Annotated in this window: 19 protein-coding genes and 2 tRNA genes; 9 read left to right on the forward strand and 12 right to left on the reverse strand. The window is 70.0% G+C overall.

What is annotated here, in order from left to right:
• Positions 1 to 13: 13 nt before the first annotated feature.
• Both MWU75_RS15000 and MWU75_RS15005 read right to left on the reverse strand, forming a co-directional pair.
• Positions 14 to 1,630 carry a S8 family peptidase gene (locus tag MWU75_RS15000; RefSeq protein ID WP_247092274.1) on the reverse strand — a complete coding sequence of 539 codons (1,617 nt, stop codon included), beginning with the start codon at positions 1,628 to 1,630 and terminating at the stop codon, positions 14 to 16.
• 83 nt (positions 1,631 to 1,713) lie between these two features.
• Positions 1,714 to 2,640 carry a hypothetical protein gene (locus MWU75_RS15005; protein WP_247092276.1) on the reverse strand — a complete coding sequence of 309 codons (927 nt, stop codon included), beginning with the start codon at positions 2,638 to 2,640 and terminating at the stop codon, positions 1,714 to 1,716.
• Between the two features lie 246 nt (positions 2,641 to 2,886).
• Here MWU75_RS15005 and MWU75_RS15010 point away from each other — a divergent pair, with 246 nt between their 5' ends.
• The 7 genes from MWU75_RS15010 (at position 2,887) to MWU75_RS15040 (ending at position 8,425) form a co-directional block, all read left to right on the forward strand.
• Positions 2,887 to 3,390 (forward strand): ferritin, encoded by a 504-nt coding sequence (locus tag MWU75_RS15010; RefSeq protein WP_247092278.1) that lies wholly within the window; start codon positions 2,887 to 2,889, stop codon positions 3,388 to 3,390.
• Positions 3,391 to 3,397: 7 nt separating this feature from the next.
• Entirely contained in the window at positions 3,398 to 3,604 is a 207-nt protein-coding gene (locus tag MWU75_RS15015) for a hypothetical protein (protein ID WP_247092280.1), read from the forward strand.
• Positions 3,601 to 4,272, forward strand: a complete 672-nt coding sequence (locus MWU75_RS15020; RefSeq protein ID WP_247092282.1) for a YrhB domain-containing protein — start codon at positions 3,601 to 3,603, stop codon at positions 4,270 to 4,272. The genes MWU75_RS15015 and MWU75_RS15020 overlap by 4 nt, the downstream gene beginning before the upstream one ends.
• A 91-nt stretch (positions 4,273 to 4,363) precedes the next feature.
• On the forward strand, positions 4,364 to 5,887 hold the full coding sequence (locus MWU75_RS15025; RefSeq protein WP_247092284.1) for a fatty acyl-CoA synthetase: 1,524 nt from the start codon (positions 4,364 to 4,366) through the stop codon (positions 5,885 to 5,887).
• Positions 5,888 to 5,903: 16 nt separating this feature from the next.
• On the forward strand, positions 5,904 to 6,653 hold the full coding sequence (locus tag MWU75_RS15030) for an enoyl-CoA hydratase-related protein (RefSeq protein WP_247092286.1): 750 nt from the start codon (positions 5,904 to 5,906) through the stop codon (positions 6,651 to 6,653).
• A gap of 204 nt (positions 6,654 to 6,857) precedes the next feature.
• The gene (locus MWU75_RS15035) at positions 6,858 to 7,124 is read left to right on the forward strand and encodes a helix-turn-helix domain-containing protein (RefSeq protein WP_247092288.1); all 267 of its coding nucleotides are present in this window, start codon (positions 6,858 to 6,860) and stop codon (positions 7,122 to 7,124) included.
• On the forward strand, positions 7,121 to 8,425 hold the full coding sequence (locus tag MWU75_RS15040) for a type II toxin-antitoxin system HipA family toxin (protein WP_247092290.1): 1,305 nt from the start codon (positions 7,121 to 7,123) through the stop codon (positions 8,423 to 8,425). The genes MWU75_RS15035 and MWU75_RS15040 overlap by 4 nt, the downstream gene beginning before the upstream one ends.
• Before the next feature lie 75 nt (positions 8,426 to 8,500).
• On the opposite strand, the gene MWU75_RS15045 is transcribed toward MWU75_RS15040, so the two are convergent.
• The 4 genes from MWU75_RS15045 to MWU75_RS15060 form a co-directional block, all read right to left on the reverse strand.
• Positions 8,501 to 8,573: transfer RNA gene (locus MWU75_RS15045), tRNA-Ala, on the reverse strand.
• A gap of 40 nt (positions 8,574 to 8,613) precedes the next feature.
• Complete coding sequence (locus tag MWU75_RS15050) at positions 8,614 to 8,754, reverse strand: DLW-39 family protein (protein WP_247092292.1); 141 nt, start codon at positions 8,752 to 8,754, stop codon at positions 8,614 to 8,616.
• Between the two features lie 103 nt (positions 8,755 to 8,857).
• On the reverse strand, positions 8,858 to 9,802 hold the full coding sequence (locus MWU75_RS15055) for a hypothetical protein (RefSeq protein ID WP_247092294.1): 945 nt from the start codon (positions 9,800 to 9,802) through the stop codon (positions 8,858 to 8,860).
• 226 nt (positions 9,803 to 10,028) lie between these two features.
• A tRNA-Ile gene (locus MWU75_RS15060) sits at positions 10,029 to 10,102 on the reverse strand.
• A gap of 141 nt (positions 10,103 to 10,243) precedes the next feature.
• Between MWU75_RS15060 and MWU75_RS15065 the strand changes: the two genes are divergently transcribed.
• Both MWU75_RS15065 and MWU75_RS15070 read left to right on the forward strand, forming a co-directional pair.
• Complete coding sequence (locus MWU75_RS15065; protein ID WP_247092296.1) at positions 10,244 to 11,188, forward strand: ABC transporter ATP-binding protein; 945 nt, start codon at positions 10,244 to 10,246, stop codon at positions 11,186 to 11,188.
• A gap of 1 nt (position 11,189) precedes the next feature.
• Positions 11,190 to 12,029, forward strand: coding sequence for an ABC transporter permease (locus MWU75_RS15070; RefSeq protein ID WP_247092298.1), 840 nt, complete (start codon positions 11,190 to 11,192; stop codon positions 12,027 to 12,029).
• A 17-nt stretch (positions 12,030 to 12,046) separates the two neighbouring features.
• On the opposite strand, the gene MWU75_RS15075 is transcribed toward MWU75_RS15070, so the two are convergent.
• From MWU75_RS15075 to recF, 6 genes are all read right to left on the reverse strand, one after another.
• Positions 12,047 to 13,282, reverse strand: a complete 1,236-nt coding sequence (locus tag MWU75_RS15075) for a ScyD/ScyE family protein (RefSeq protein WP_247092300.1) — start codon at positions 13,280 to 13,282, stop codon at positions 12,047 to 12,049.
• Between the two features lie 153 nt (positions 13,283 to 13,435).
• On the reverse strand, positions 13,436 to 14,095 hold the full coding sequence (locus MWU75_RS15080) for a DUF3566 domain-containing protein (protein ID WP_247092301.1): 660 nt from the start codon (positions 14,093 to 14,095) through the stop codon (positions 13,436 to 13,438).
• The gene (gyrA, locus tag MWU75_RS15085) at positions 14,095 to 16,794 is read right to left on the reverse strand and encodes a DNA gyrase subunit A (protein WP_247092303.1); all 2,700 of its coding nucleotides are present in this window, start codon (positions 16,792 to 16,794) and stop codon (positions 14,095 to 14,097) included. The genes MWU75_RS15080 and gyrA overlap by 1 nt, the downstream gene beginning before the upstream one ends.
• Before the next feature lie 65 nt (positions 16,795 to 16,859).
• Positions 16,860 to 18,965, reverse strand: a complete 2,106-nt coding sequence (gyrB, locus tag MWU75_RS15090; protein WP_247092383.1) for a DNA topoisomerase (ATP-hydrolyzing) subunit B — start codon at positions 18,963 to 18,965, stop codon at positions 16,860 to 16,862.
• Between the two features lie 205 nt (positions 18,966 to 19,170).
• Positions 19,171 to 19,803 (reverse strand): DciA family protein, encoded by a 633-nt coding sequence (locus tag MWU75_RS15095; RefSeq protein ID WP_247092305.1) that lies wholly within the window; start codon positions 19,801 to 19,803, stop codon positions 19,171 to 19,173.
• Between the two features lie 5 nt (positions 19,804 to 19,808).
• Positions 19,809 to 21,041 carry a DNA replication/repair protein RecF gene (gene recF, locus MWU75_RS15100; RefSeq protein ID WP_247092307.1) on the reverse strand — a complete coding sequence of 411 codons (1,233 nt, stop codon included), beginning with the start codon at positions 21,039 to 21,041 and terminating at the stop codon, positions 19,809 to 19,811.
• Between the last annotated feature and the right edge of the window lie 31 nt (positions 21,042 to 21,072).

Raw genomic sequence — 21,072 nt, forward strand, 5'->3', positions numbered from 1 at the left:
TCCCGGGAAGGGGTCAGGGACGGTCGAGGGAGAAGGTGTAGCTCCCGGACCCGCTGTAGGAGCGCACGACCCACGAGTAGTAGCCCGAGGAGCCGGCGTAGTTGATCTGCTCCTCCGACCCCGTGCTCAGACTCGAGGCGACGCGCACCCAGGAGTAGCCGTTCCACTTCTCCAGGTAGAGGTCGAAGTCGGCGCTCGCCGGACCGGACAGGCACCCGACGTGCGTCCCGGAGCCGCTGTAGTACATCCCGCTGCTGCCGGGGTGGTAGCGGTAGGCACCGCTGCCGGACAGCGTGCCGGACTCGGTCTCGGGCAGGTCGCAGCCAGGCTCCGGGTCCGGACCGGGATCCGGGTCGGGGTCCGGGTCAGGATCTGTGGCACCGAAGGTGGTGTACAGCAACAGGTTCGGCGAGCCGCTGCCGATGCTGGTCAGCCGGTTCGGCGTCGCCGCGCCGACGAGGGCGGCGTTGACCGTGGCCGGTGAGGCCCCGGGGTTGTCCTCCAGGTAGAGCGCCGCCGCCCCGGCGGCGTGCGGCGAGGCCATCGACGTGCCGCTGATGCTGTTGGTCGCGGAGTTGCTGGTGTGCCAGGCCGAGGTGATGCTCGAGCCGGGGGCGAACAGGTCGACGCAGCTGCCGTAGTTGGAGAAGGAGGAGCGCGCATCGCTGCTGGTGCTGGACCCGACGGTGAGCGCCTCGGCGACCCGGTTGGGTGAGCCGTTGCAGGCGTTGGCGCTGTCGTTGCCTGCCGCCACGACGTAGGTCACGCCCGAGTTGATCGAGTTGCGGACCGCCTGGTCCAGCGCGGAGGAGTTGCCACCGCCCAGGCTCATGTTGGCCACCGACGGGCCGGAGGCGTTCTGCGTGACGTAGTCGATGCCCGCGATGACGCCGGAGTTGGTCCCGGAGCCGCTGCAGTTCAGCACCCGGACCGCGATGAGGTCGACGTCCTGCGCCACGCCATACCGCTCGCCGCCCACCGTGCCGGCCACGTGCGTGCCGTGCCCGTTGCAGTCCTGGGCACCGCGCCCGTCGTTGATGGCGGTGAACCCCTCCGAAGCGCGGCCGGAGAACTCCGTGTGCGCGGTGCGGATGCCCGTGTCGATGACGTAGGCCGTGACGCCCTCGCCACTGGCTGCGTAGGTGTAGGTGCCGTTCAGGGGGCGGTCCCGCTGGTCGACCCGGTCCAGTCCCCAGGTCGCGTTGGTCTCGGTGCCCGAGGCGGTGAGCGCGACGGTGGTGTCCTGTTCGACGTAGGCCACGTGCGGGTTGTTGCGGATCCCGGCGAGTGCGCGGTCGTTGGCCTGCACGGTGAAACCGGTGAGGGCCGTGTCGTAGGACTGCAGCACCCGGCTGCCGGTGGAGGTCAGCGAGTTCCGCGCCACGGACAGGGCACGGCTGGGGGCGTCCTTGTCGAAGACGACGATGTAGCGGCCCTCGATCGGCTCACCGCCCTGGGGCACCACGAGGGGGGCGGGCTCGGAGCGCGTGGCGGCGAAGCTTCCTGCGTCCTCCCGGTCGGGTGGCGCACCCCGGTCCGTGGTGGCAGCCTGGACCGCTCCCACCGGGGCGAGGGCAACCAGCGCCCCGACGGCCAGCGCACCGGCACGTCGCATCAATGATGTGGACATCGGATTCCTTTCCTTTCCGCCTCGGGAATGAAGCGGTGCCGATCACCCTGCGGCCAGAAATCCGCGCTGGCAAGAGTTAACAATTAGAACGAGGTGTCAGGGAACGCATCATGCGGGTCATCGGTCCATTTCCAGCGCGCCCCCACCACGCCCGGACGGCCGTCCAGCTCCACGAGGAGCAGACCGTGCTCGGGGTCCAGCGGCAGCGGCTCGGTGGTCGGCTCTCCGTCGACAGGCTGGGCGTAACGCTCGCACGCGACGGGCACCGCCCCCGGGTCGAAGACCACCTCCAGGACGTACTGCCGGGTGCCCATGCGGCGTCGACGCTCCCAGCGGAAGGCGGGCGGGTAGGGGGCGGACTGGACGAACTCGTACTCCACCGTGACGAACTCACCGCGGCGCAGCGGCCGGGGCAGCAACAGCTCCGCGGCCACCACTCCCGACCCCGGCGAACTGGTGGTCCGGCCCACCCGGCAGCGCTGCAGGGCACGTGGCCGAGGCACCGGACAGCGGGGGTCGTCGTTGCCGTGCATGACGACGAGGCGGTCCACCCCGTCCCGCTCGCTCCGCATGATCTGCCTGGTCGTGGTGCTGCGCTCGGTCCGATCTGGTCCGACGCGCACCCGATCGTGGACGCTCACCCTCGTCAGGTAGTCCTCGGTGCCACCGGCGACGCCCTCCATCGCTGACACCACGGCTGGCAGCTCGTCCCACAGCTCCCGCAGGGTCGGCGGCGCTTGGTTGCGGCCCCGGACCGGTGGCCGACCCAACTGTCCCGCGAGGTGTCCCGGCTCGACCTCGAGGATCCGCTCCAGGGTGGCCAGGCACTCCAGGGAGGTGCGTCGCCCGGGCTGACTTCGGCCGGACTGCCAGTAGCTCAGGGTGGCGGCGCTGACGGGCGTGCCCGCGTCCTCCAGCCGGGCGACGAGACGCCCCAGGCCGAGGCCCCGCTGGTCGATCGCCTCGCGCAGGGCGGTCGCGAACGGTGTGGCGCTCGGTGCAGCGGCCACGGCTCTCACCCCTTGCGATCGCACATCCGGAAACCATTCCTGAATACGGCAAGGCTGCAGAGTACCCACCAGTAACCTCGACGTCTATGCCAGGGACGCAAAGAATAGGTCAAGAATGCGTTGGCCTTTGTCAAGAGTTGGATTAACAATCATGTGCCGCCCGGTAATCGAGGTGGTGCCCGGCCCAGATCAGGATCGCCACACCTTGCTAGCGCAGAGCGCGGTGATGGGTCTAGTTTCGACAGCATGGCTCTCAACGACACGCTCCTGAAGGCACTGTCCGACCAGATCACCCTCGAACTCGAGTCCTCGATCGTCTATCTCCAGCTGGGGATCGCCCTGGACGACCAGGATCTGCCCGGCATGGCCGGCTGGATGCGCCTGCAGTCCGACGAGGAGCGCGATCACGCCGCCAAGTTCATCGCGCACGTCACCGACCGCGGCGGCCGGCCACAGATCGGGGCCATCCCCGCGCCCCAGTCCGTGGACGGTCTCAGCGTGCTCGCGGCGTTCGAGACCTCCCTGGCCCACGAGCAGAAGGTGTCCGAGTCGATCCGCAACCTCTACCGGCTGGCCCAGGCGGAGGGCGACATCGACGTCATCCCGCTGCTGCACTGGTTCATCGAGGAGCAGATCGAGGAGGAGGCCACGGTCTCCGAGATCGTCGGCCGGGTGAAGCTGATCGGTGACGACGGGGCAGGTCTCCTGCGGCTCGACGCCGAGCTGGGGTCGCGCACCGCCGCCGAGTGACCCGACCGTGGCAGCCCTCTGGTTCCTGGCCAGGCGCCGGACCTACGACCAGTTCCTCGAGAGCTATGACCCCGCGCAGGCCAGGACCGTCGACAGCACCGGCTCGACCCTGCTGCACGCCGCACTGGCCAACAAGCCCCCGGACCGCGCGCTGATCGCCGGTCGCCTGCTCGATGACGGGGCTGACCCGGCGGCGTCACCGCAGACGGGGTGACCACCGCGCACGTGCTGCTGGGCCGACCCCGCCTGGACGCCGCCACGGACGCCGCGTTGCTGCGGCGCCTGTTCGAGGGCGGGTGCGATCCCAACCGCACCATGGAACGCTTCGGGACCCCGCTGGTCACCCTCGCGCGACAGCTGAAGTTCACCGACGAGACGCTGGCCCCCTTCTATGACGTGCTCCTCGCGGCACCGGGTTTCGACCCGATGGCTCCTCCACCACCCGCTCCCTCGACGTTCGAGGCCCTGGTCCTCCTGGGTGAGCGGCGCGCCATACTGACCGATCGTGTGCGGGATCTGCTGCGGGCGCAGGGCCGGCAGCCTCCGCCCGTGACGGCCCCCGTCGCGCAGGTCGGCGACGTAGCGGCCGCCCGGCGCGTGGCCCGGGCCGCGCTGGACGAGCTGGAGCGGGAGTATGCCGTACCGCTGGCTCTGTGGGAGGACAACCCTGCGGTGGACGTCGTCGCCGACCACGGGGACGTCTGGGTGGTGAGCTGGAACTCGGTCGAGTACCTGCGCACCCTCGAGTTCTCCCGGCAGGTGCTGGCCGGGCCGATCGCCGTGCCCAAGGACGGCAGCGGCTGGCTGGTGCTCGGCACCGCCCTACCCCTGGAGGAGGAGCTCCGGGAGTGGCGCGTGGCGACCGGCCGGGTGTCCGACTAACCGTCGAGCACCCTCCTGCGCGACCTCGTCGGTAGGGGATGGGTACCGTGGGCGCGACGGGCCAGGGCGGCCCGCCAGGCGAGGAGGCCCTATGTCACTGCTCACCCGGTCCAGCACCGTCGATGGCGTCCTGCGGCGCAGCGCAGCCCGCTACGAGGACACGGTTGCGCTCAGCTTCGCCGACCGGACCTGGACCTATCGCGAGCTCGACCACGCGGTCACCCGGGTGGCTGCCCACCTGCTGGGGCTCGGTCTGACCAAGGGTGACCGGGTCGCCGCCCTCGGGCGCAACAGCGACGGCTACCTCATCGCCTTCCTGGCCTGTGCTCGCGCCGGGCTGGTCCACGTCCCGCTCAACTACAACCTGCTGGGTGGCGAGCTCGACTACCTGCTGAAGCAGTCGGGCAGCACCGCCCTCCTGCTGGATCCTGCCCTCGGGAAGTCCCTGGACGGCATACCGGAGTCGACTCTCGGCGGGATCGCTCACCGGATCCCGCTGCGGGACGCCGACGACTCGGTCATCGCAGTCGCGACCGAGGGCGAGGTGCCGGCCCTCGATGTTGAGGTGACCGACGAGGACCTGGTGCAGCTGCTCTACACCTCGGGCACGACATCCCGGCCCAAGGGCGCCATGATGAGCCACAAGGCGCTCGTCCACGAGTACCTCTCCTGCATCGTCGAGCTCGACCTGGCGACCGACGACAACCCGCTGCACGTCATGCCGCTCTACCACTCGGCCCAGATGCACGTCTTCCTGCTGCCGTGGCTGGCCATCGGCGCGACCAACACCGTGCTGGAGGTCCCTGACCCCGGGGAGGTGCTCCGCCGCATCGAGCAGGACGGTCACCGGGCCTTCTTTGCGGCGCCGACGCTGTGGGTCGCCGTGGCCAACCACGCCGACTTCGCGGGACGGGACCTGTCTGGGCTGCGCAAGGCCTACTACGGCGCCTCGATCATGCCCGGTCCGGTCCTGCAGCGGCTGCTGGAGAAGGCGCCCGACTGCGGCTTCTACAACTGCTTCGGGCAGTCCGAGGTGGCGCCGCTGACCTGCGTGCTCCGTCCGGAGGAGCATCCCACCAGACCGGACTCGGCCGGCAAGCCCGTGCTCTTCGTCGAGGCCCGGGTGGTTGATGCCGAGGGTCGGGACGTCGCGGTGGGGGAGAGCGGTGAGATCGTCTATCGCTCGCCGCAGCTGTGCACCGGCTACTGGGACAACGAGGAGGCCACTGCCGAGGCCTTCGCGGACGGGTGGTTCCACTCCGGTGACCTGGTGCGCGTCGACGAGGAGGGCTTCGTCTTCGTCGTCGACCGGATCAAGGACGTCATCAACACCGGTGGTGTCCTCGTGGCCTCCCGTGAGGTAGAGGACGCGATCTACACCCACCCGGCGGTCGCCGAGGTCGCGGTCGTGGGGGTCCCCGACGAGAAGTGGGTGGAGGCGATCGCCGCGTTCGTGGTCCGCAAGGGCGAGGTCGACGAGGCCGCCATCATCGAGCACGTCCGCGGCAGCCTGGCGGCCTTCAAGGTGCCCAAGCGGGTCACCTTCCTCGACGACCTGCCCCGCAATGCCTCGGGCAAGATCCTCAAGCGCGAGCTGCGAGACGCCGGTGCCTAGACACGAGCCGCGCGGCGTGCGCACGGAGGTGGACGGCGCGGTGCTCCGCATCGTCCTGGACCGACCGGAGGCCGCCAACGCCTTCGACATCCCCGCGACGCTGGCGCTGCGTCAGGCACTCGATCGCGCCGAGGACGAGCAGTATGCGACGGTGCTGCTCTCCGGGGCGGGTGCCCGCTTCTGCGCTGGTGGGGACCTCGCCTCCTTCGCGGACGCACCCGTCGGTGAGCGGTCGGCATACTTGCTCGAGCTGGCGACCATGCTGGAGGCCGAGCTGCGGCGACTGGCCGCCCTGCCCAAACCCGTTGTTGCCGCGGTGCATGGAGCTGTTGCCGGTGCCGGCCTGGGCTTTGTGCTGAGCTCGGACATCGTCGTCGCGGCGCGCTCCACGAAGTTCGTGTGGGCCTACGCCGGGGTCGGGCTGACGCCGGACTGCGGGGTGTCCTACCTGTTGCCTCGGGCGATCGGGCTCCCGCGCGCCCTGGACTTCGCGATCGGCGGCACGGCGCTGAGCGCCGACACGGCCCGGGATTGGGGGCTCGTCGCCCGGGTGGCCGAGGACGACGACGTCCAGCAGGCGGGGATCGACCTGGCGCGCACCCTCGCGGCTGGCCCCGTCGGCGCCCATGCCCACGCCAGCCGGCTGCTGCGTCGAGGGTTCGAGGTGGATCGGGACACGCACGCCTCCGACGAGGCCGCGACGATCGCCGCGCGGATCACGACGCCCGAAGCGAGCGCACTCATCGAGCGTTTCATCGGCCGCTGACGAGGCTGGTCTGGTGGACGCCGGTGGACTCACACCCAACGTCTGGGTGCGGTTCGAACGCGTCGGTTCCGCGGGTCTGCAGAAGGGTCCAGCAGTGCAACAGACGTAGATGTCACGGCTCGGCGACAAACCCGCATGTCATGGTACTGTGACATTCGTGAATGTCACAGATCCGTGACATCGACGGGTTTGGAGGTAGGCCGCATGCTCAGGACCGTCCGAGACGTCGGTGCGGCGGTGCGCCGAGCACGCCGGGAGGCCGCGCTCAGCCAGCAGGCCCTTGCGGATCGGGCGGGGGTCTCTCGCCAGTGGCTCTCACGCGTGGAAGCGGGGAAAGGCCCATCTGCCGAGATGGGCAAGGTGCTCGACGTCCTCGCCGCGCTCGGACTCGCGATAGACCTGGTGACCACCCCCGTTGCCGAGGCCAAGGACGACGACCCGTTTGCCGGTCTCTTCGAGAACGGATCATGACAGCCTTCCTGAACGTCTACCTCGACGGCGTCCTTGCCGGACAACTGGCGCAGAACCCCGGTGGGGCGCTCGCCTTTGCCTACTCCAGTGCCTACACCGCCCGTGCCAACCCCACACCGCTCTCGCTGGCGATGCCGCTGAGTGGGTCGTCCCACTCGAACCGTGTCGTCTCCGCCTGGCTCGAAGGGCTCCTCCCGGACAACCTTGCCGTCCGGGAGGAGTGGGCTCGTAGGTTCGAGGTGTCACCGCGCAACCCGTTCGCCCTGCTTCGACACGTCGGGCGCGATGCCGCGGGGGCCGTACAGGTGCTCCCCGTCGACGTCGACCCATCGGATGCAGCTCAGCGCACGGGTGACGTCCGCCGGCTGACGGACGACGAGTTCTCGGATCTTCTCTTGCGGCTGTCGGTCCGCGATCACGGCTGGGACGTCGGTGCCGGCTCGGGACGATGGAGTCTGGCGGGAGCGCAGAACAAGGTGGCGCTTCACCGCCTGGACGACGGCGGGTGGGGTGTTCCCCAGGACTCGACGCCCACGACGCACATCCTCAAGCCGAACCCCGCCGGGACCCGCTTCGAGGACCTGCACGTCAACGAGTTCGTGTGCCTGCGCGCCGCGGGTCTCCTAGGGCTGCGCGTCGCCTCAGTGGACCTGGTCGACGTCGGCGGTGCCCAGACTCTGGTCTCCACCCGCTACGACCGCGGCCGCGGACAAGACGGGGTGTGGCTGCGCCTCCATCAGGAAGACCTGTTGCAGGCGATGAGCTACCCACCGTCCAAGAAGTACCAGTCCGACGGGGGCCCCAGCGTCAAGAACGTTGCCTCCCTCCTGTCGACGCTGTCCCTCGCCGACCGCGATGCCGTGCGGTCGGCGTTCTTCGACGCCTTCGCCTTCAACGTCCTGATCGGGGGGACCGACGCCCATGCGAAGAACTATTCGCTGCTCCTGCGTGGGCCGCGGGTGGCCATGGCACCCCTCTACGACGTCGCTTCCTACGCGCCGTACCTCAAGAGGGGCGAGGCGGTGCGGAGCTCGATGAAGGTGGGGCGCCACTGGCACGTCCGCGACGTGACCGTCGAGGACTGGGTGGCTGTCGGGCATTCTCTGGGCCTTGAGGCACCGGAGGCCGTGGATCGTGTGGAGCGCCTGCGCACCGGCCTTCCCGAGGTGGTTCTCGCAGCGGCTGAGGCTGCACCCGCACCCTTCGTCGAAGAGGCACGCCGCGTCGCAGATGCCGTCGCTGCGCAGGGCCATCTCAAAGTTCCACGCCTTCCGCGCGAGCCGCGCAGACAGCCAAGGTGACCACTGCAGTACTTTTCTGAGCACGGACGCGACGGAAGCCCTTCCCCGACGACCTGGAAGGGCTTCTGACCTCGGTGGAGCCTAGGGGACTCGAACCCCTAACCCCCTGCTTGCAAAGCAGGTGCGCTACCAATTGCGCCAAGGCCCCGTGCCGACCGCGGTCGGCGGGTGTTCAGTTGTGGTTGTGCTCAGTTGTCGCTGGGAGGCTCCGTGGTCACCCCGTCGGTGGCCTCGGCCCAGAGGTCACGCTCGGCCTCCTGGTCCTGGAGCTTCTTCACGACGGCCGCGACCCCCGCAGCCAGGGCGGCGAACACCAACAGACGCTTCATGAGACTCCTCAGCTCGAACGTGCCCAGCAAGGATACCTGCGCCGGGCCGCTCCGTCCTAAATCGAGCCGCCTCCCCACCGCACGCTCACCCGGGATGCTCCCGTCACAGGTCGCGCAGCTCCACCACGCTCGACGGCGTCGCGGCCTCGATCGCCTCGAGCAGCGCCTCTGCGTCGAAGGTCTCCGGGTCGGCGGTCAGCACCACCAGCGTGTCCCCGACCACCTGGCCGGCACCGACATAGAAGACCTGGCCGTCAGCACCGCTCCACCGCAGCCGCATCGCCTCCGTGCCGCCGTCACACTCCCGGTCAGTCATCGACTCGGCTGAGAGGGCGAGGCCGCAGGGGTCACGCCCCTCCAGCGGGATCAGCACACCGGTGACGGGCTGGTGGGCACCCTCGGCGTCGGCGTAGTAGTTCAGGGTGATCACGTCCACCGAGCCCTCGGCCCGCTGCCCCGGCCAGGCCGAGCTGAGGTGATAACCCGGGACCTGCGGCGTGACGACCTGCTCCACACCGACGGCCTCGAAGCGCGCCAGCCGCTGTGCAGCGCGCTCACTCTCGGCCCAGGTGAGCCCGGCAAACACGAGACCGATCACCACCACGATCGGCACGACGCGCGCCGGCCAGCTCCGCCCCGGCTGGTTGACCCAGTGCGCGAGCGCCGCGGCGAGGCCGCCCAGGAGCACCCACGTCCACCACGGCGCGAGCCCGTCCGGACCGTCGGACCACACGTCGAGCACGGTGATGAGGGTCACGATCAGGGCCGCCCCGCCGGCGAACCCGAGCACGGTTGTCACGAACACCGGCCGCACCCGCAGCAGCCGCAGGACGAGCAGGGTCACCAGGAGGGCCAGGACGGTCCCGATGAGCGCACCGATCGGTCTGCCGAGGCACTCACCGATGGTGTTGCAGTCCTGCGTCGTCGGCTGCCACGCCAGCCACAGCACCCCACCGACAACGGCCCCCACCAGGGCGCTGATCACGGTCCCCCGGTGAGCAGTGCGGGCCGGGCTGCCGGTGGCCCGCTCCATGGTCATCTGTTCCACCCTGGGAGCGTAGGCCTCCACCGACCGCGGCTGCGCCATTCGCACGAGTGGTTCGCCGGCGCCGCAGGGATGACATGGTGTCCACCTGCGGAGGTACGCCACTCCTCGCCCGCGCACCGGTCCCGGTGAGAACGCAACCCGTGCTGTGACCACTCCGATGGCTCCCATGGGCCCTCGGTCCCCTGAGAACGCACAAGACCGCGGACACGAGGTCCGCGGTCGAGGGTGGGCCTAACAGGACTTGAACCTGTGACCTCTTCCTTATCAGGGAAGCGCTCTAACCGACTGAGCTATAGGCCCGGGAGAGTGCCGTGCCCGACGGACACGCGCCGCATGAGATTACCCCATCGGACCCGCTTGCTCCAAAGCGAGCCGACCACGGAAGAGGGCCCGCGGGATGTTCTACTTGAGACCACCAGCCACCGCGGCCACAGGAGCCCGATGACGCCGACACCACCAGCCATCCAGACCCGCCACCTGCAGATGCAGTATGGCGCCACGAGGGTCCTCGACGACGTCACCGTGACCATCGGCCGGGGGGAGGTGGTCGCCCTCCTCGGTCCGAACGGTGCCGGGAAGACCACCACGATCGAGATCCTCGAGGGCTTCCGGGTCCCCTCGGGCGGCGAGGTGACCGTGCTCGGCGAGACGCCACACACCGCCGGCGAGCACTGGCGCGCCCGGGTCGGGGTGGTCCTGCAGTCCTGGCGCGACCACGGCAAGTGGCGGGTCGGGGAGTTCCTGGACTACCTGGGCATGTACTACGCCGACTACGCCACCCCCGACGTCCAGCGCCCCTGGCCCACGACCGACCTCATCGAGCGCGTCGGCCTCGGCGGCAAGACGCTGCGCAGGCTCGACCGGCTCTCCGGCGGGGAGCGGCGCCGCCTGGACGTGGCGGTGGGGCTCCTCGGCCGCCCGGAGGTGCTCTTCCTGGACGAGCCGACCGCCGGCTTCGACCCCCAGGCGCGGCGCGACTTCCACGAGCTGGTCCGGTCCCTGTCCGACCTGGACACCACGATCCTGCTGACCACCCACGACCTCACCGAGGCCGAGCTCCTGGCCAACCGCCTCCTGGTGCTCGCGGGCGGCTCGATCGTGGCCGACGGCAGCCCGGACGACCTGCGCCACCGGATGTCCGCGACCGCCTCGGTCCGCTACCGGCGCGACGGTCAGCTGCACACCGAGTCCACCGAGGACCCCGTCAGCCATCTGCGCGAGGCCTTCGCCGAGCCGGGGGTGATCCAGGACCTGGAGGTGCGCCGGGCGTCCCTGGAGGAGGCCTACCTCACCCTCGTCCACCAGGTCGAGACCGGCGCCGACACGGATCCGGCGAGCTTCGGCATACTGCCCGACGAGCTGCCCGACGAGCGGGAGGGAGCCTGAGATGCCCACGGTCGTGCGCGCCGGCCTGCGCCGGGCCAGGATCGAGCTGCGCCAGCAGATCATGACGCCGATGGCGCTGTTCGTGCTGCTGGGCCCGGCCGTCATGCTGGCCGTCCTCTACTGGTTGCGCGACTCCCCGCTGATGGAGAGCGCGCTGTCGGTGGGGCAGTTCCTGGTGCCGGCCTACCTCGCGTTCGGCATCATCAGCGGCGGCGTGCTCGGTGTCTCCGGCGAGATCACCACCGAGCGCGACGACGGCACCCTGCTGCGCGCCAAGACCGTGCCGCACGCGATGACCGGCCACCTGTTCGCGAAGTTCTTCGTCAGCATCGTGACCACCCTGCTGCCGATGACCGTCATCATCGTCGGCGCCTCCTTCCTCGTCGACGGCGTGACGCCCACGACGACCTGGGGGTGGATCCGGCTCCTGCTCCTGTCGGTGCTGACGATCGCCGCGATGCTGCCGCTGGGAGCGGTGCTGGGCTCGATCTTCAAGGGCCCCATCGCGCTGCTGTGGACGACGATGGTCATCTACGGCCTGTGCGCCGTGTCCGGGCTGTTCTACCCGATCACGGCGCTGCCGGTGTGGCTGCAGTGGATCGCCCAGGTCTTCCCCGTCTACTGGCTGGGCCTGGGCTTCCGCTCGGTGATCCTGCCCGCCGAGGCGGTGGTCCTGGAGATCGGGGAGTCCTGGCGCACCTGGGAGACCTTCGGGATGCTCGGTCTGTGGGTCGTCATCGGCCTCGTCCTGGCTCCGATCGCACTGCGCCGTATGTCGAGGCGCCAGTCCGGCTCGGCCCTCGCCTCCGCGCGGGAGCGCGTGCTCACGCGCGGGTACTGAGACGAGGGCCGAGGCGGTCAGTAGCGTCGGCGCACGTCGAACCTGACGACCTCGCCGCCACCCGGGACGACGGTGCCGGTGGTGACGTAGGCGGAGTTCTTGTGGACCGCCACGCCGTAGGGCGCGAACAGCCCGTCGGCGATCACCGTGGGGGCGTCCGACCCCTCGCGCACCCGCACGAGAGAGCCGGTCATGTCACCGGAGAGCAGGCCGTTGTCAGCCAGCTGCACGGCATACAGCTTGCCCTTGGCCCAGGTCAGGTCGGTGACGTTGGTCAGCCCGGTGGCCCACTCGGTCATCGACCCGTCGCGGGCGATCCGCCAGATGCTCGACCCACCGACGGGGAACGGGAAGCCCGTCAGCAGACTGACGTAGATCGCGCCGTCCGGACCCCGCTCGGCGGCCGTGGGCACCGGCTCGAACGGGATCATCGTGCCCGGTGGCAGCTCCAGGAAGGGCGGTGCCTCCGCCATGCCACCCGGTGGCACGGCGACCGTGCTCAGGTTGCCCCGCTTGCTGAGCCGGATGACGCTGTTGCCACCAGCGTCCGTGAGCAGCCAGCCGCTGCCGTCGCGCACGATGGCGTTGGGGTTGGTGTCCAGGAAGTCCGGGTGCGGGTTCACGTCGGCCTCGAACTGCGCCAGATCGGCGACCTCCCGCAGGGACACCCGGTGCTTGCCCCTGAAGCTGGCCTGCTGGACGGTGGCGAAGTCCTCGTAGGTGTCGTCGTCGAAGAGCTCGACCATCAGGTCACGCATCTCGGGCGGGGCGCCCATGCCGACCGTGATCATCAGCTTGTTGCCCCTGACCGCCACGTCGCTGGGCCCGGTGCCCTCGCCGCCGCCCAGGTCGATCGAGGGCAGCCCGGTGACGACCTGTCGCTGCCCGCCCTTGCGCGACACCTTGGTGATCGATCCGGTGTCGCCCAGCCGGACCTCCCCCCACATGGGGTGCTCCTCGGGGTCCCAGGTCCCGCACTCCAGCAGGACGTCACCGTCGAAGACCGGTGCGCCGTCGTCACCGAGCACCACGCAGTCGTCACCGCCGGTGCCGGCCTCGGCGACATAGAGGTCACCGTTGCTCGCGACGGTGAGGTGGCGGGGGCTGTTCAGCCCGCTCGCCACGACCTTCCCCTCAGCGGGGCGGTCGTGCCTGCCCTGTGACACACCGGCCACGGAGGGGGCGGTGAGGGCGGTGGTCACCAGACACGCGGCGGTGGCGACACCGAGCGCACGCAGGGGTCGGGATGTCATTGGGGCTCCTTGATTCGATAGTCACGGGGGACTCGAATCTAGGAGCGCGACGGCGCGGGGCGATATGGGTAGAAGTACTCACACGGAGAGGCTTGTCACGAGGCCTCCCGAGGAGGATCGTGGGGAGGTTGCCCTCCGGTGGCGCCGCTCAGCTCACTCGTCGGACAGCGTGAGGTGCGCGCCGCCGACGAGGGCCGTGCAGACGTTGTAGAGGAACGCCGTCAACGTGGCCAGCGCTGTCAGCAGGATCACGTTGATCACCGCGATGACCACCGAGAGGGACACCACGCGACCGAAGCCGACATAGTCCATGAGGTTGAAGCTGCTGGCCGAGGACTCACCCGTCGTGATCTCCACGATGAGGTCGTTCACCGTCGAGAAGACGTTCATGCCGTTCAGGACCGTCCACAGGACGGCCACCATGATCACCGTGGCGACGCCGAGGGCGACCGAGACCAGGAACGAGATCTTCATGACCGACCAGGGGTCGATCCGCTGCAGCACCAGGCGGACGCGCCGGGGGCCGGTGCGACGGACAGGCCGGGTCGGGGCGGTCCGTGCCGCGGAGGTCCTGGCGGTGCTCGCGCCCGGACCCGCGGTGCGGGGAGGCCGGGAGGCCGGCGCGGACGGAGCCGCGGCCCCTCCGCGCGCGCGGGCGGCGGCGGCGTTGAGGTCACGGCGCGGGGCGGTGCGGGCCATCGCGCCGTCGCGCATGCCCGTGCCCTGGCCGGTCTGGGTGCCCGGTCGGCGGATCTTCTGGGTGTCGTCCGCACCGGTCGCACCGACGGGGGTGCTCTGACCTGTCGTGCTCACTACTCGCCTCCAGTTTCCGGCTCATCGGCGTCCGCGGTGTCCGCGTCCGGGAGCTCCTCCGCGGCCTCGGTCACCTCGTCGACGTCCGCCGACCCCTCAGACGGTAGTGCATCACCCTGGGTCTCCACCGCATCGGAGCCCGGGGAAACCCCATCCGGTGACGCCTCCGAAGCAGCGTCCACGACCACGTCCTCACCCTCGACGGGCTCGGTCTCGATCGACTCGATCTCCTCGGACAGGGCGCTCTCGGTGTTCACCGCGACCGCCACGATGGTGTCTCCCTTGCCGGGCGTCGCGAACTTCACGCCCGCGGTGTCGCGGCCGGTCACCCGCACCTGGTCGATCGAGGAGCGCACGACGTTGCCGCGCTCCATGACGACGAGCACCTCGTTGCCCTCCTCGACCGTGAGGGCCCCCACCAGGTCGCCGCCCCGGTCGGTGGCCTTGGCCACCTTGATGCCCAACCCGCCACGGCCCTGTACGCGGTAGGCCGACAATGGGGTGCGCTTGGCCATGCCGGACTCGAAGACCACGAAGACGAACGGCTCGCTGCCGGCCGGCACGACCGACATGGCCAGCAGCCGGTCCTCGCCGCGGAACTTCATGCCGGTGACCCCCGAGGTCGCCCGGCCCATCGGCCGCAGCGCGGAGTCCGTGGCGGTGAACCGTACGGACTGGCCCTTCACCGAGACCAGCAGGATGTCGTCCTCCGGCCCGGCCAGCCCGGCGCCGACGAGCTCGTCGCCGTCGCGCAGGTTGATCGCGATCAGCCCGCCGGAGCGCGGGGAGTCATAGTCGCCCAGCCGGGTCTTCTTGACCAGGCCGTTGCGGGTGGCCAGCACGAGGTAGTCGGCCTGCTCATAGTTCTCCAGCGCCAGCACCTGGGCGATCTCCTCGCCCGGCTGGAAGGCCATCAGGTTGGCCACGTGCTGGCCCTTGCCCGTCGGACCACCCTCGGGGATCTCGTAGGCCTTGGCGCGGTACACCCGGCCGAGGTTGGTGAAGAACAGCAGCCAGGAGTGGGTGTCGGTCGTGAAGAAGTGCGACACCACGTCATCGGCACGCAGCGCGGCACCGCGTCGACCCTTGCCGCCGCGGTTCTGCGGACGGTACTCCGCGACCCTCGTGCGCTTGGCGTAGCCGCCGCGGGTGATGGTGACGACCACGTCCTCCTGGGGGATCAGGTCCTCCATCGACATGTCGCCCTCGAACGGGACGATCGTGGTCCGGCGCGGGTCGCCATACTTCTCCACGATCTCGGCCAGGTCGTCGCTGATGATCTGCCGCTGCCGCTCGGGCTTGGCCAGGATGTCCTCGTAGTCCAGGATCAGCGCCTCGAGCTTGTCGTGCTCGTCGATGATCTTCTGGCGCTCCAGGGCGGCGAGGCGGCGCAGCTGCATCTCCAGGATCGCGCGGGCCTGGATCTCGTCGATCTCCAGCAGCTCGATCAGGCCGTCCCGGGCGTCCTCGACGGTGCGGCTGCGCCGGATCAGGGCGATCACCTCATCGAGCGCATCCAGCGCCTTGAGGTAGCCGCGCAGGATGTGGATCTGCTCCTCGGCCCGCTTCAGACGGAACCTGGTGCGCCGGACGATGACCTCGATCTGGTGCTCGACCCAGTGCCGGACGAACGCACTGATCGGCAGCGTGCGCGGCACGCCGTCGACGATGGCGAGCATGTTGGCACCGAAGTTCTGCTGCAGCTGGGTGTGCTTGAACAGGTTGTTGAGCACGACCTTGGCCACGGCGTCCCGCTTCAGCACGATCACCAGGCGCTGCCCGGTGCGACCCGAGGTCTCGTCGCGCATGTCGGCGATGCCTTTGAGTTTGCCGTCGTTGACCAGCTCGGCGATCTTCTTGGCCAGGGTGTCCGGGTTGACCTGGTAGGGCAGGTCGCGGACGACCAGACAGGTCCTGCCCTGGATCTCCTCCACCTCGACGTTGGCCCGCATGATGATCGAGCCGCGCCCGGTGCGGTAGGCCTCCTCGATGCCGCGCCGGCCCATGATCTGCGCGCCGGTGGGGAAGTCCGGCCCGGGGATGATCCCGATGAGCGCCTCGAGCAGCTCCTCGCGGGTCGCCTCGGGGTTGTCCAGCAGCCACTGCACGCCCTTGGCGACCTCACCGAGGTTGTGGGGCGGGATCTGGGTGGCCATGCCGACGGCGATGCCCGCCGAGCCGTTGACCAGCAGGTTCGGGAACCGGGCCGGCAGCACGGCCGGCTCCTGGGTCTTGCCGTCGTAGTTGTCGACGAAGTCGACGGTGTCCTCGTTGATGTCGCGGACCATCTCCATGGCCAACGGCGCCATCTTGCACTCGGTGTAGCGCGCGGCCGCCGCGGGGTCGTCGCCCGGGGTGCCGAAGTTGCCCTGGCCGTCGACGAGCGGGTAGCGCATCGACCAGTCCTGCACCAGTCGCACGAGGGCGTCGTAGATCGCGCCGTCACCGTGCGGGTGGTAGTGACCCATGACGTCACCGACGACACGCGCGCACTTGTTGTAGCCGCGGTCGGGACGGTACCCCCCGTCATACATCGCGTAGAGCACCCGTCGGTGCACCGGCTTCAGACCGTCGCGGACATCGGGCAGCGCCCGGGCCACGATGACGCTCATCGCGTACTCGATGTAGCTGCGCTGCATCTCGGTGTTGAGGTCGACTGCCTCGACGCGGTCGGTCTCTGGCGGGTTGATGTCAGTCACGCTTCTGCCTTCGGGTTGAACTGCTCACTGGTATGCCGTGGGGCCGGGTCGGGCGAGAGGGTCACCTAGATGTCCAGGAACCGGACGTCCCGGGCGTTGCGCTGGATGAAGCCGCGTCGTGCCTCGACGTCCTCGCCCATCAGGATCGAGAAGATCTCGTCAGCCTTGGCGGCGTCGTCCAGGCTGACCTGCAGCAGCACCCGGTTGTCGGGATCCATGGTGGTGTCCCAGAGCTCGGAGTAGTCCATCTCACCGAGCCCCTTGTAGCGCTGGATGCCCGAGTCCTTCGGCAGCCGCCAGCCGCGGGACGTGCCGTCCTTGATCAACGCGTCCCGCTCCCGGTCGGAGTAGGCGAACTGGTGCTCGGCGTTAGACCACTTGACGCGGTAGAGCGGTGGCTGGGCCAGGTAGACGTAGCCGTGCTCGATGAGGGGCCGCATGAAGCGGAACAACAGGGTCAGCAGCAGGGTCCGGATGTGCATGCCGTCGACGTCGGCATCGGCCATCAGCACGATCTTGTGGTAGCGCGCCCGGGTGATGTCGAAGTCCTCCCCGATGCCGGTGCCGAACCCGGAGATCAGGGCCTTGACCTCCTGGTTGTTGAGCACCCGGTCGAGGCGGGCCTTCTCGACGTTGAGGATCTTGCCGCGGATCGGCAGGATCGCCTGGTTGTAGGGGTTGCGACCGCGCACCGCGGAGCCGCCGGCCGAGTCGCCCTCGACGATGAAGACCTCGCAGATCGTCGGGTCGTTGGACTGGCAGTCCCGCAGCTTGCCCGGCAGACCGCCGGACTCGAGCAGCCCCTTGCGACGGGTCGCCTCGCGGGCCTTGCGGGCGGCGACGCGGGCGGCGGCCGCCTGGACCGCCTTGGTGACGATCTCCTTGCCCTCCCGCGGGTGGGCCTCCAGCCAGTGGCCGAGCTCCTCGGTCATCGCGGACTGGACGAAGCCCTTGACCTCGGAGTTGCCCAGCTTGGTCTTGGTCTGTCCCTCGAACTGGGGCTCGCCGAGCTTGACCGAGATGACGGCCGTCAGCCCCTCGCGGATGTCGTCACCGGTGAGGTTGGGATCCTTCTCCCGGAGCACCTTGTTGGTGCGGGCGAAGTCGTTGATCAGCCTGGTCAGGGCCGCACGGAAGCCCTCCTCGTGAGTGCCGCCCTCGTGGGTGTTCACCGCGTTGGCGTAGGTGTGGACCGACTCGCTGTAGGACGTCGTCCACTGCATCGCCACCTCGACGGCGAGCATCCGCTCCTTGTCCTCGGTCTCGAAGCCGATGACCTCGTAATGGACCGGATCGGACTTCTTGGACCGGTTCAGGTGGGTGACGTAGTCGAGCAGGCCGTTGTCGTAGCGGTAGGTCACCGGCTTGCGCCGCGCCTCACCGACGGGGTTGGCCTCCGGCTCGGCCGCCGAGGCCGGGTCCTCCTCGACGCCGACCCCGTCGATCGGGTCGTCATCGAGGGCGTCGATATCGCGCACAACCTCGACGGGCCGCTCGTCGGTCAGCGTGATCGTCAGAGCCTTGTTGAGGAAGGCGGTCTGCTGCACGCGCGCCCGGATGGTCTCGAAGTCGTGGTCGACGGTCTCGAAGATGTCGGGGGAGGGCCAGTAGGTGATCGTCGTGCCGGTCTCGTCCTCGGGGATCTGCTCGTCCTTGGACAGCGGCTCCTGGGGGACCCCGAGGTGATAGGTCTGGCGCCAGACGTGGCCGCGCTGCCGGACCTCCACCTCGAACTTCTCCGAGAGGGCGTTGACCACCGAGGAGCCGACGCCGTGCAGGCCACCGGAGACCTTGTAGCCGGACCCTCCGAACTTGCCGCCGGCGTGCAGCTGGGTCAGCACCAGCTCGACGGCGGGCTTCTTCTCCACCGGGTGGATGTCGGTGGGGATGCCGCGGCCGTTGTCGACGACGCGGATGCCCCCGTGCTCCAGGATGGTGACCTCGATCCGGTCGGCGTAGCCGGCCATCGCCTCGTCCACCGAGTTGTCGATGATCTCCCACACCAGGTGGTGCAGACCCCGCTCGCCGGTCGAGCCGATGTACATTCCCGGGCGCTTGCGCACCGCCTCGAGACCCTCGAGCACCTGGATGGCGTTGGCGTCATAGGCGGAATCGGTCGCGAGTGATGCCGGGTCCCCCTGCTGAGGTGACACCTCGGGGAGCTCCGGCATCTCCGGCTCGACGTCCTGGGGATTGTCTGGTCCGACAGTGGCCACGGGGCTCCTAGGCAGAGTGGGTGGGTGAACCGTCTCAGTCTACCTGTCCCGCGCCCTGATTCATCCCTTCCACAGGCAGCAAACGGCCTTTTGGGCGACAGAATCCCCCTCCGTTGAGGTCCACCTCGTGTGCCGGGGGCTCGGGCGGCCCTGGGGCCGCTCAGCCGTAGGTGTCCCGGGGGCCGCGTCCGCGCGCCCGGAGGCGGCCCTTGCGCCAGCTCGGCGCAGCGGGACCTCGCACGACGATCTCGGTCACGACGCCGGCGCCGACCTCGGTCTCGACCCGGGCCAGCACCGAGTTGCTCAGCAGCTTCATCTGGGTCGCCCACGCGGTCGAGTCGGCCTGCACCGTGAGCACGGTCCCGTCGAACCCCAGTGGCTCGACGTGCGCAGCCACCTCCGCGCCGACTATCGAGGGCCACCGACCGATCACCGCCCCGACCTGGACGTCCGCCCCCCAGCCCCGCGCGGCGAGCAGGCGGTCCACCTCGGAGTCCAGGAGCCGGGGGTCCCGCGCGACGCCGTCGCCGGTGCCGGACCGCCGCTCGGACAACCCGGCGGCCGCCGTGCGGCTCCGATCCACCTGCCCCGGTCGGAAGCCACGGGTGCGGGCATTGGCCCGGGCGCGCGCCAGGGCGTCCGCGGCCGCGGCCAACGGATCAGGCCGCTCCGCGCCGGGGAGCTTCTCGTCGGGCCCGTCGCCAGGCTCCCCGCCAGACCGCGCGTCGCCGGACCGCTCGTCGTCGCGGCCCTCCGGCCCGACGGGCTGGTCTGCGTCGTCCACGTCACTCATCGGCCTCATTCTCCCGCGGAGTGCTCATGCTCCCGCGGCGTGACGGTGCCGTCGGCGACGTCCAGGATCCGGCCGCGCCCCGTCAACCACGCCGGCACGTCCTCGGCCACGGCGGCGGTGATCAGCACCTGCTCGCAGTCCGACACCAGCTGGGCCAGGCGCTCCCGCCGTCCGGCGTCGAGCTCGGCGAACACGTCGTCGAGCACGAGCACGGGGTCGGTCCCCACGTCCTGGCGGAGCAGGTGGAAGGACCCGAGCCGCATGGCCAGCGCGATCGACCAGGACTCGCCGTGGCTCGCATATCCCTTGGCGGGCAGTTCCCCCAGCCCGAGGACGACCTCGTCCCGGTGCGGCCCGACCAGGGTGACCCCACGCTCCTGCTCCTCGCGGCGGCGGTCGCGCAGGACGGCCAGCGTCGCGGCATACACCTCGTCCTGGTCGGGCACCTCGCCCGCGGCCACGGCCTCCGCGAACGGTCCCTCGAGGCTCGAGCGGTAGGTCGCGGTGACGGCCGTGTCGGCATCGCTGATGGTCGCGTAGGCCTGCGCGAGGTGGGGGCCCAGGTCCCGCAGCAGACGCAACCGCGCGTAGGTCAGGGCAGCACCCACCCGGGCGAGCTGGTCGTCCCAGACCCCGAGCGTCGCCTCCGCGGCGGCGCGGGCGTCCTCGAGCGTCTCACCAGGCACCAGCCGGTGCTCGGGCACCCGCCGGCCACCGGAGCGCCACAGGTGCTGTCCCGAGCGCAGCAGGGCGTTGCGCTGTTTGAGCGTCTTGTCGTAGTCGCTGCGCACCCCCGCCCAGCGTGGCTGCCGCGCCACGAGCAGGTCGTCGAGGAAGCGACGCCGCTCACCCGGGTCGCCCTTGACCAGCGCGAGGTCCTCCGGGGCGAACAGGACGGTGCGCAGCGTCCCCAGCACGTCGCGCGGCCGGGTCACCGGGGACTTGTTGAGCCGGGCCCGGTTGCTGCGCCCGGGCACGATCTCCAGCTCGACGATGCTCTCGCGACCCTCCCGCACCACCGCGGCCCGGACGATCGCGGACTCCGCCCCGTGCCGCACGAGGGGAGCATCGCTCGCGACCCGGTGGCTGGCCAGGGAGGCGACGTAGCCGGCCGCCTCCACCAGGTTGGTCTTGCCCTGGCCGTTGCGCCCCAGCAGCGTGGTGATCCCGGGCGAGAGCGGCACCTCCGCGCCGTGGTAGCTCCGGAAGTCGGCGACGCTCAGGTGGCGCAGGTGCACGGTCGATCAGCGATGCGGGGAGTATGCCGTG

The organism is Ornithinimicrobium sp. F0845, from assembly GCF_023015765.1.
Classification (GTDB): domain Bacteria; phylum Actinomycetota; class Actinomycetes; order Actinomycetales; family Dermatophilaceae; genus Ornithinicoccus.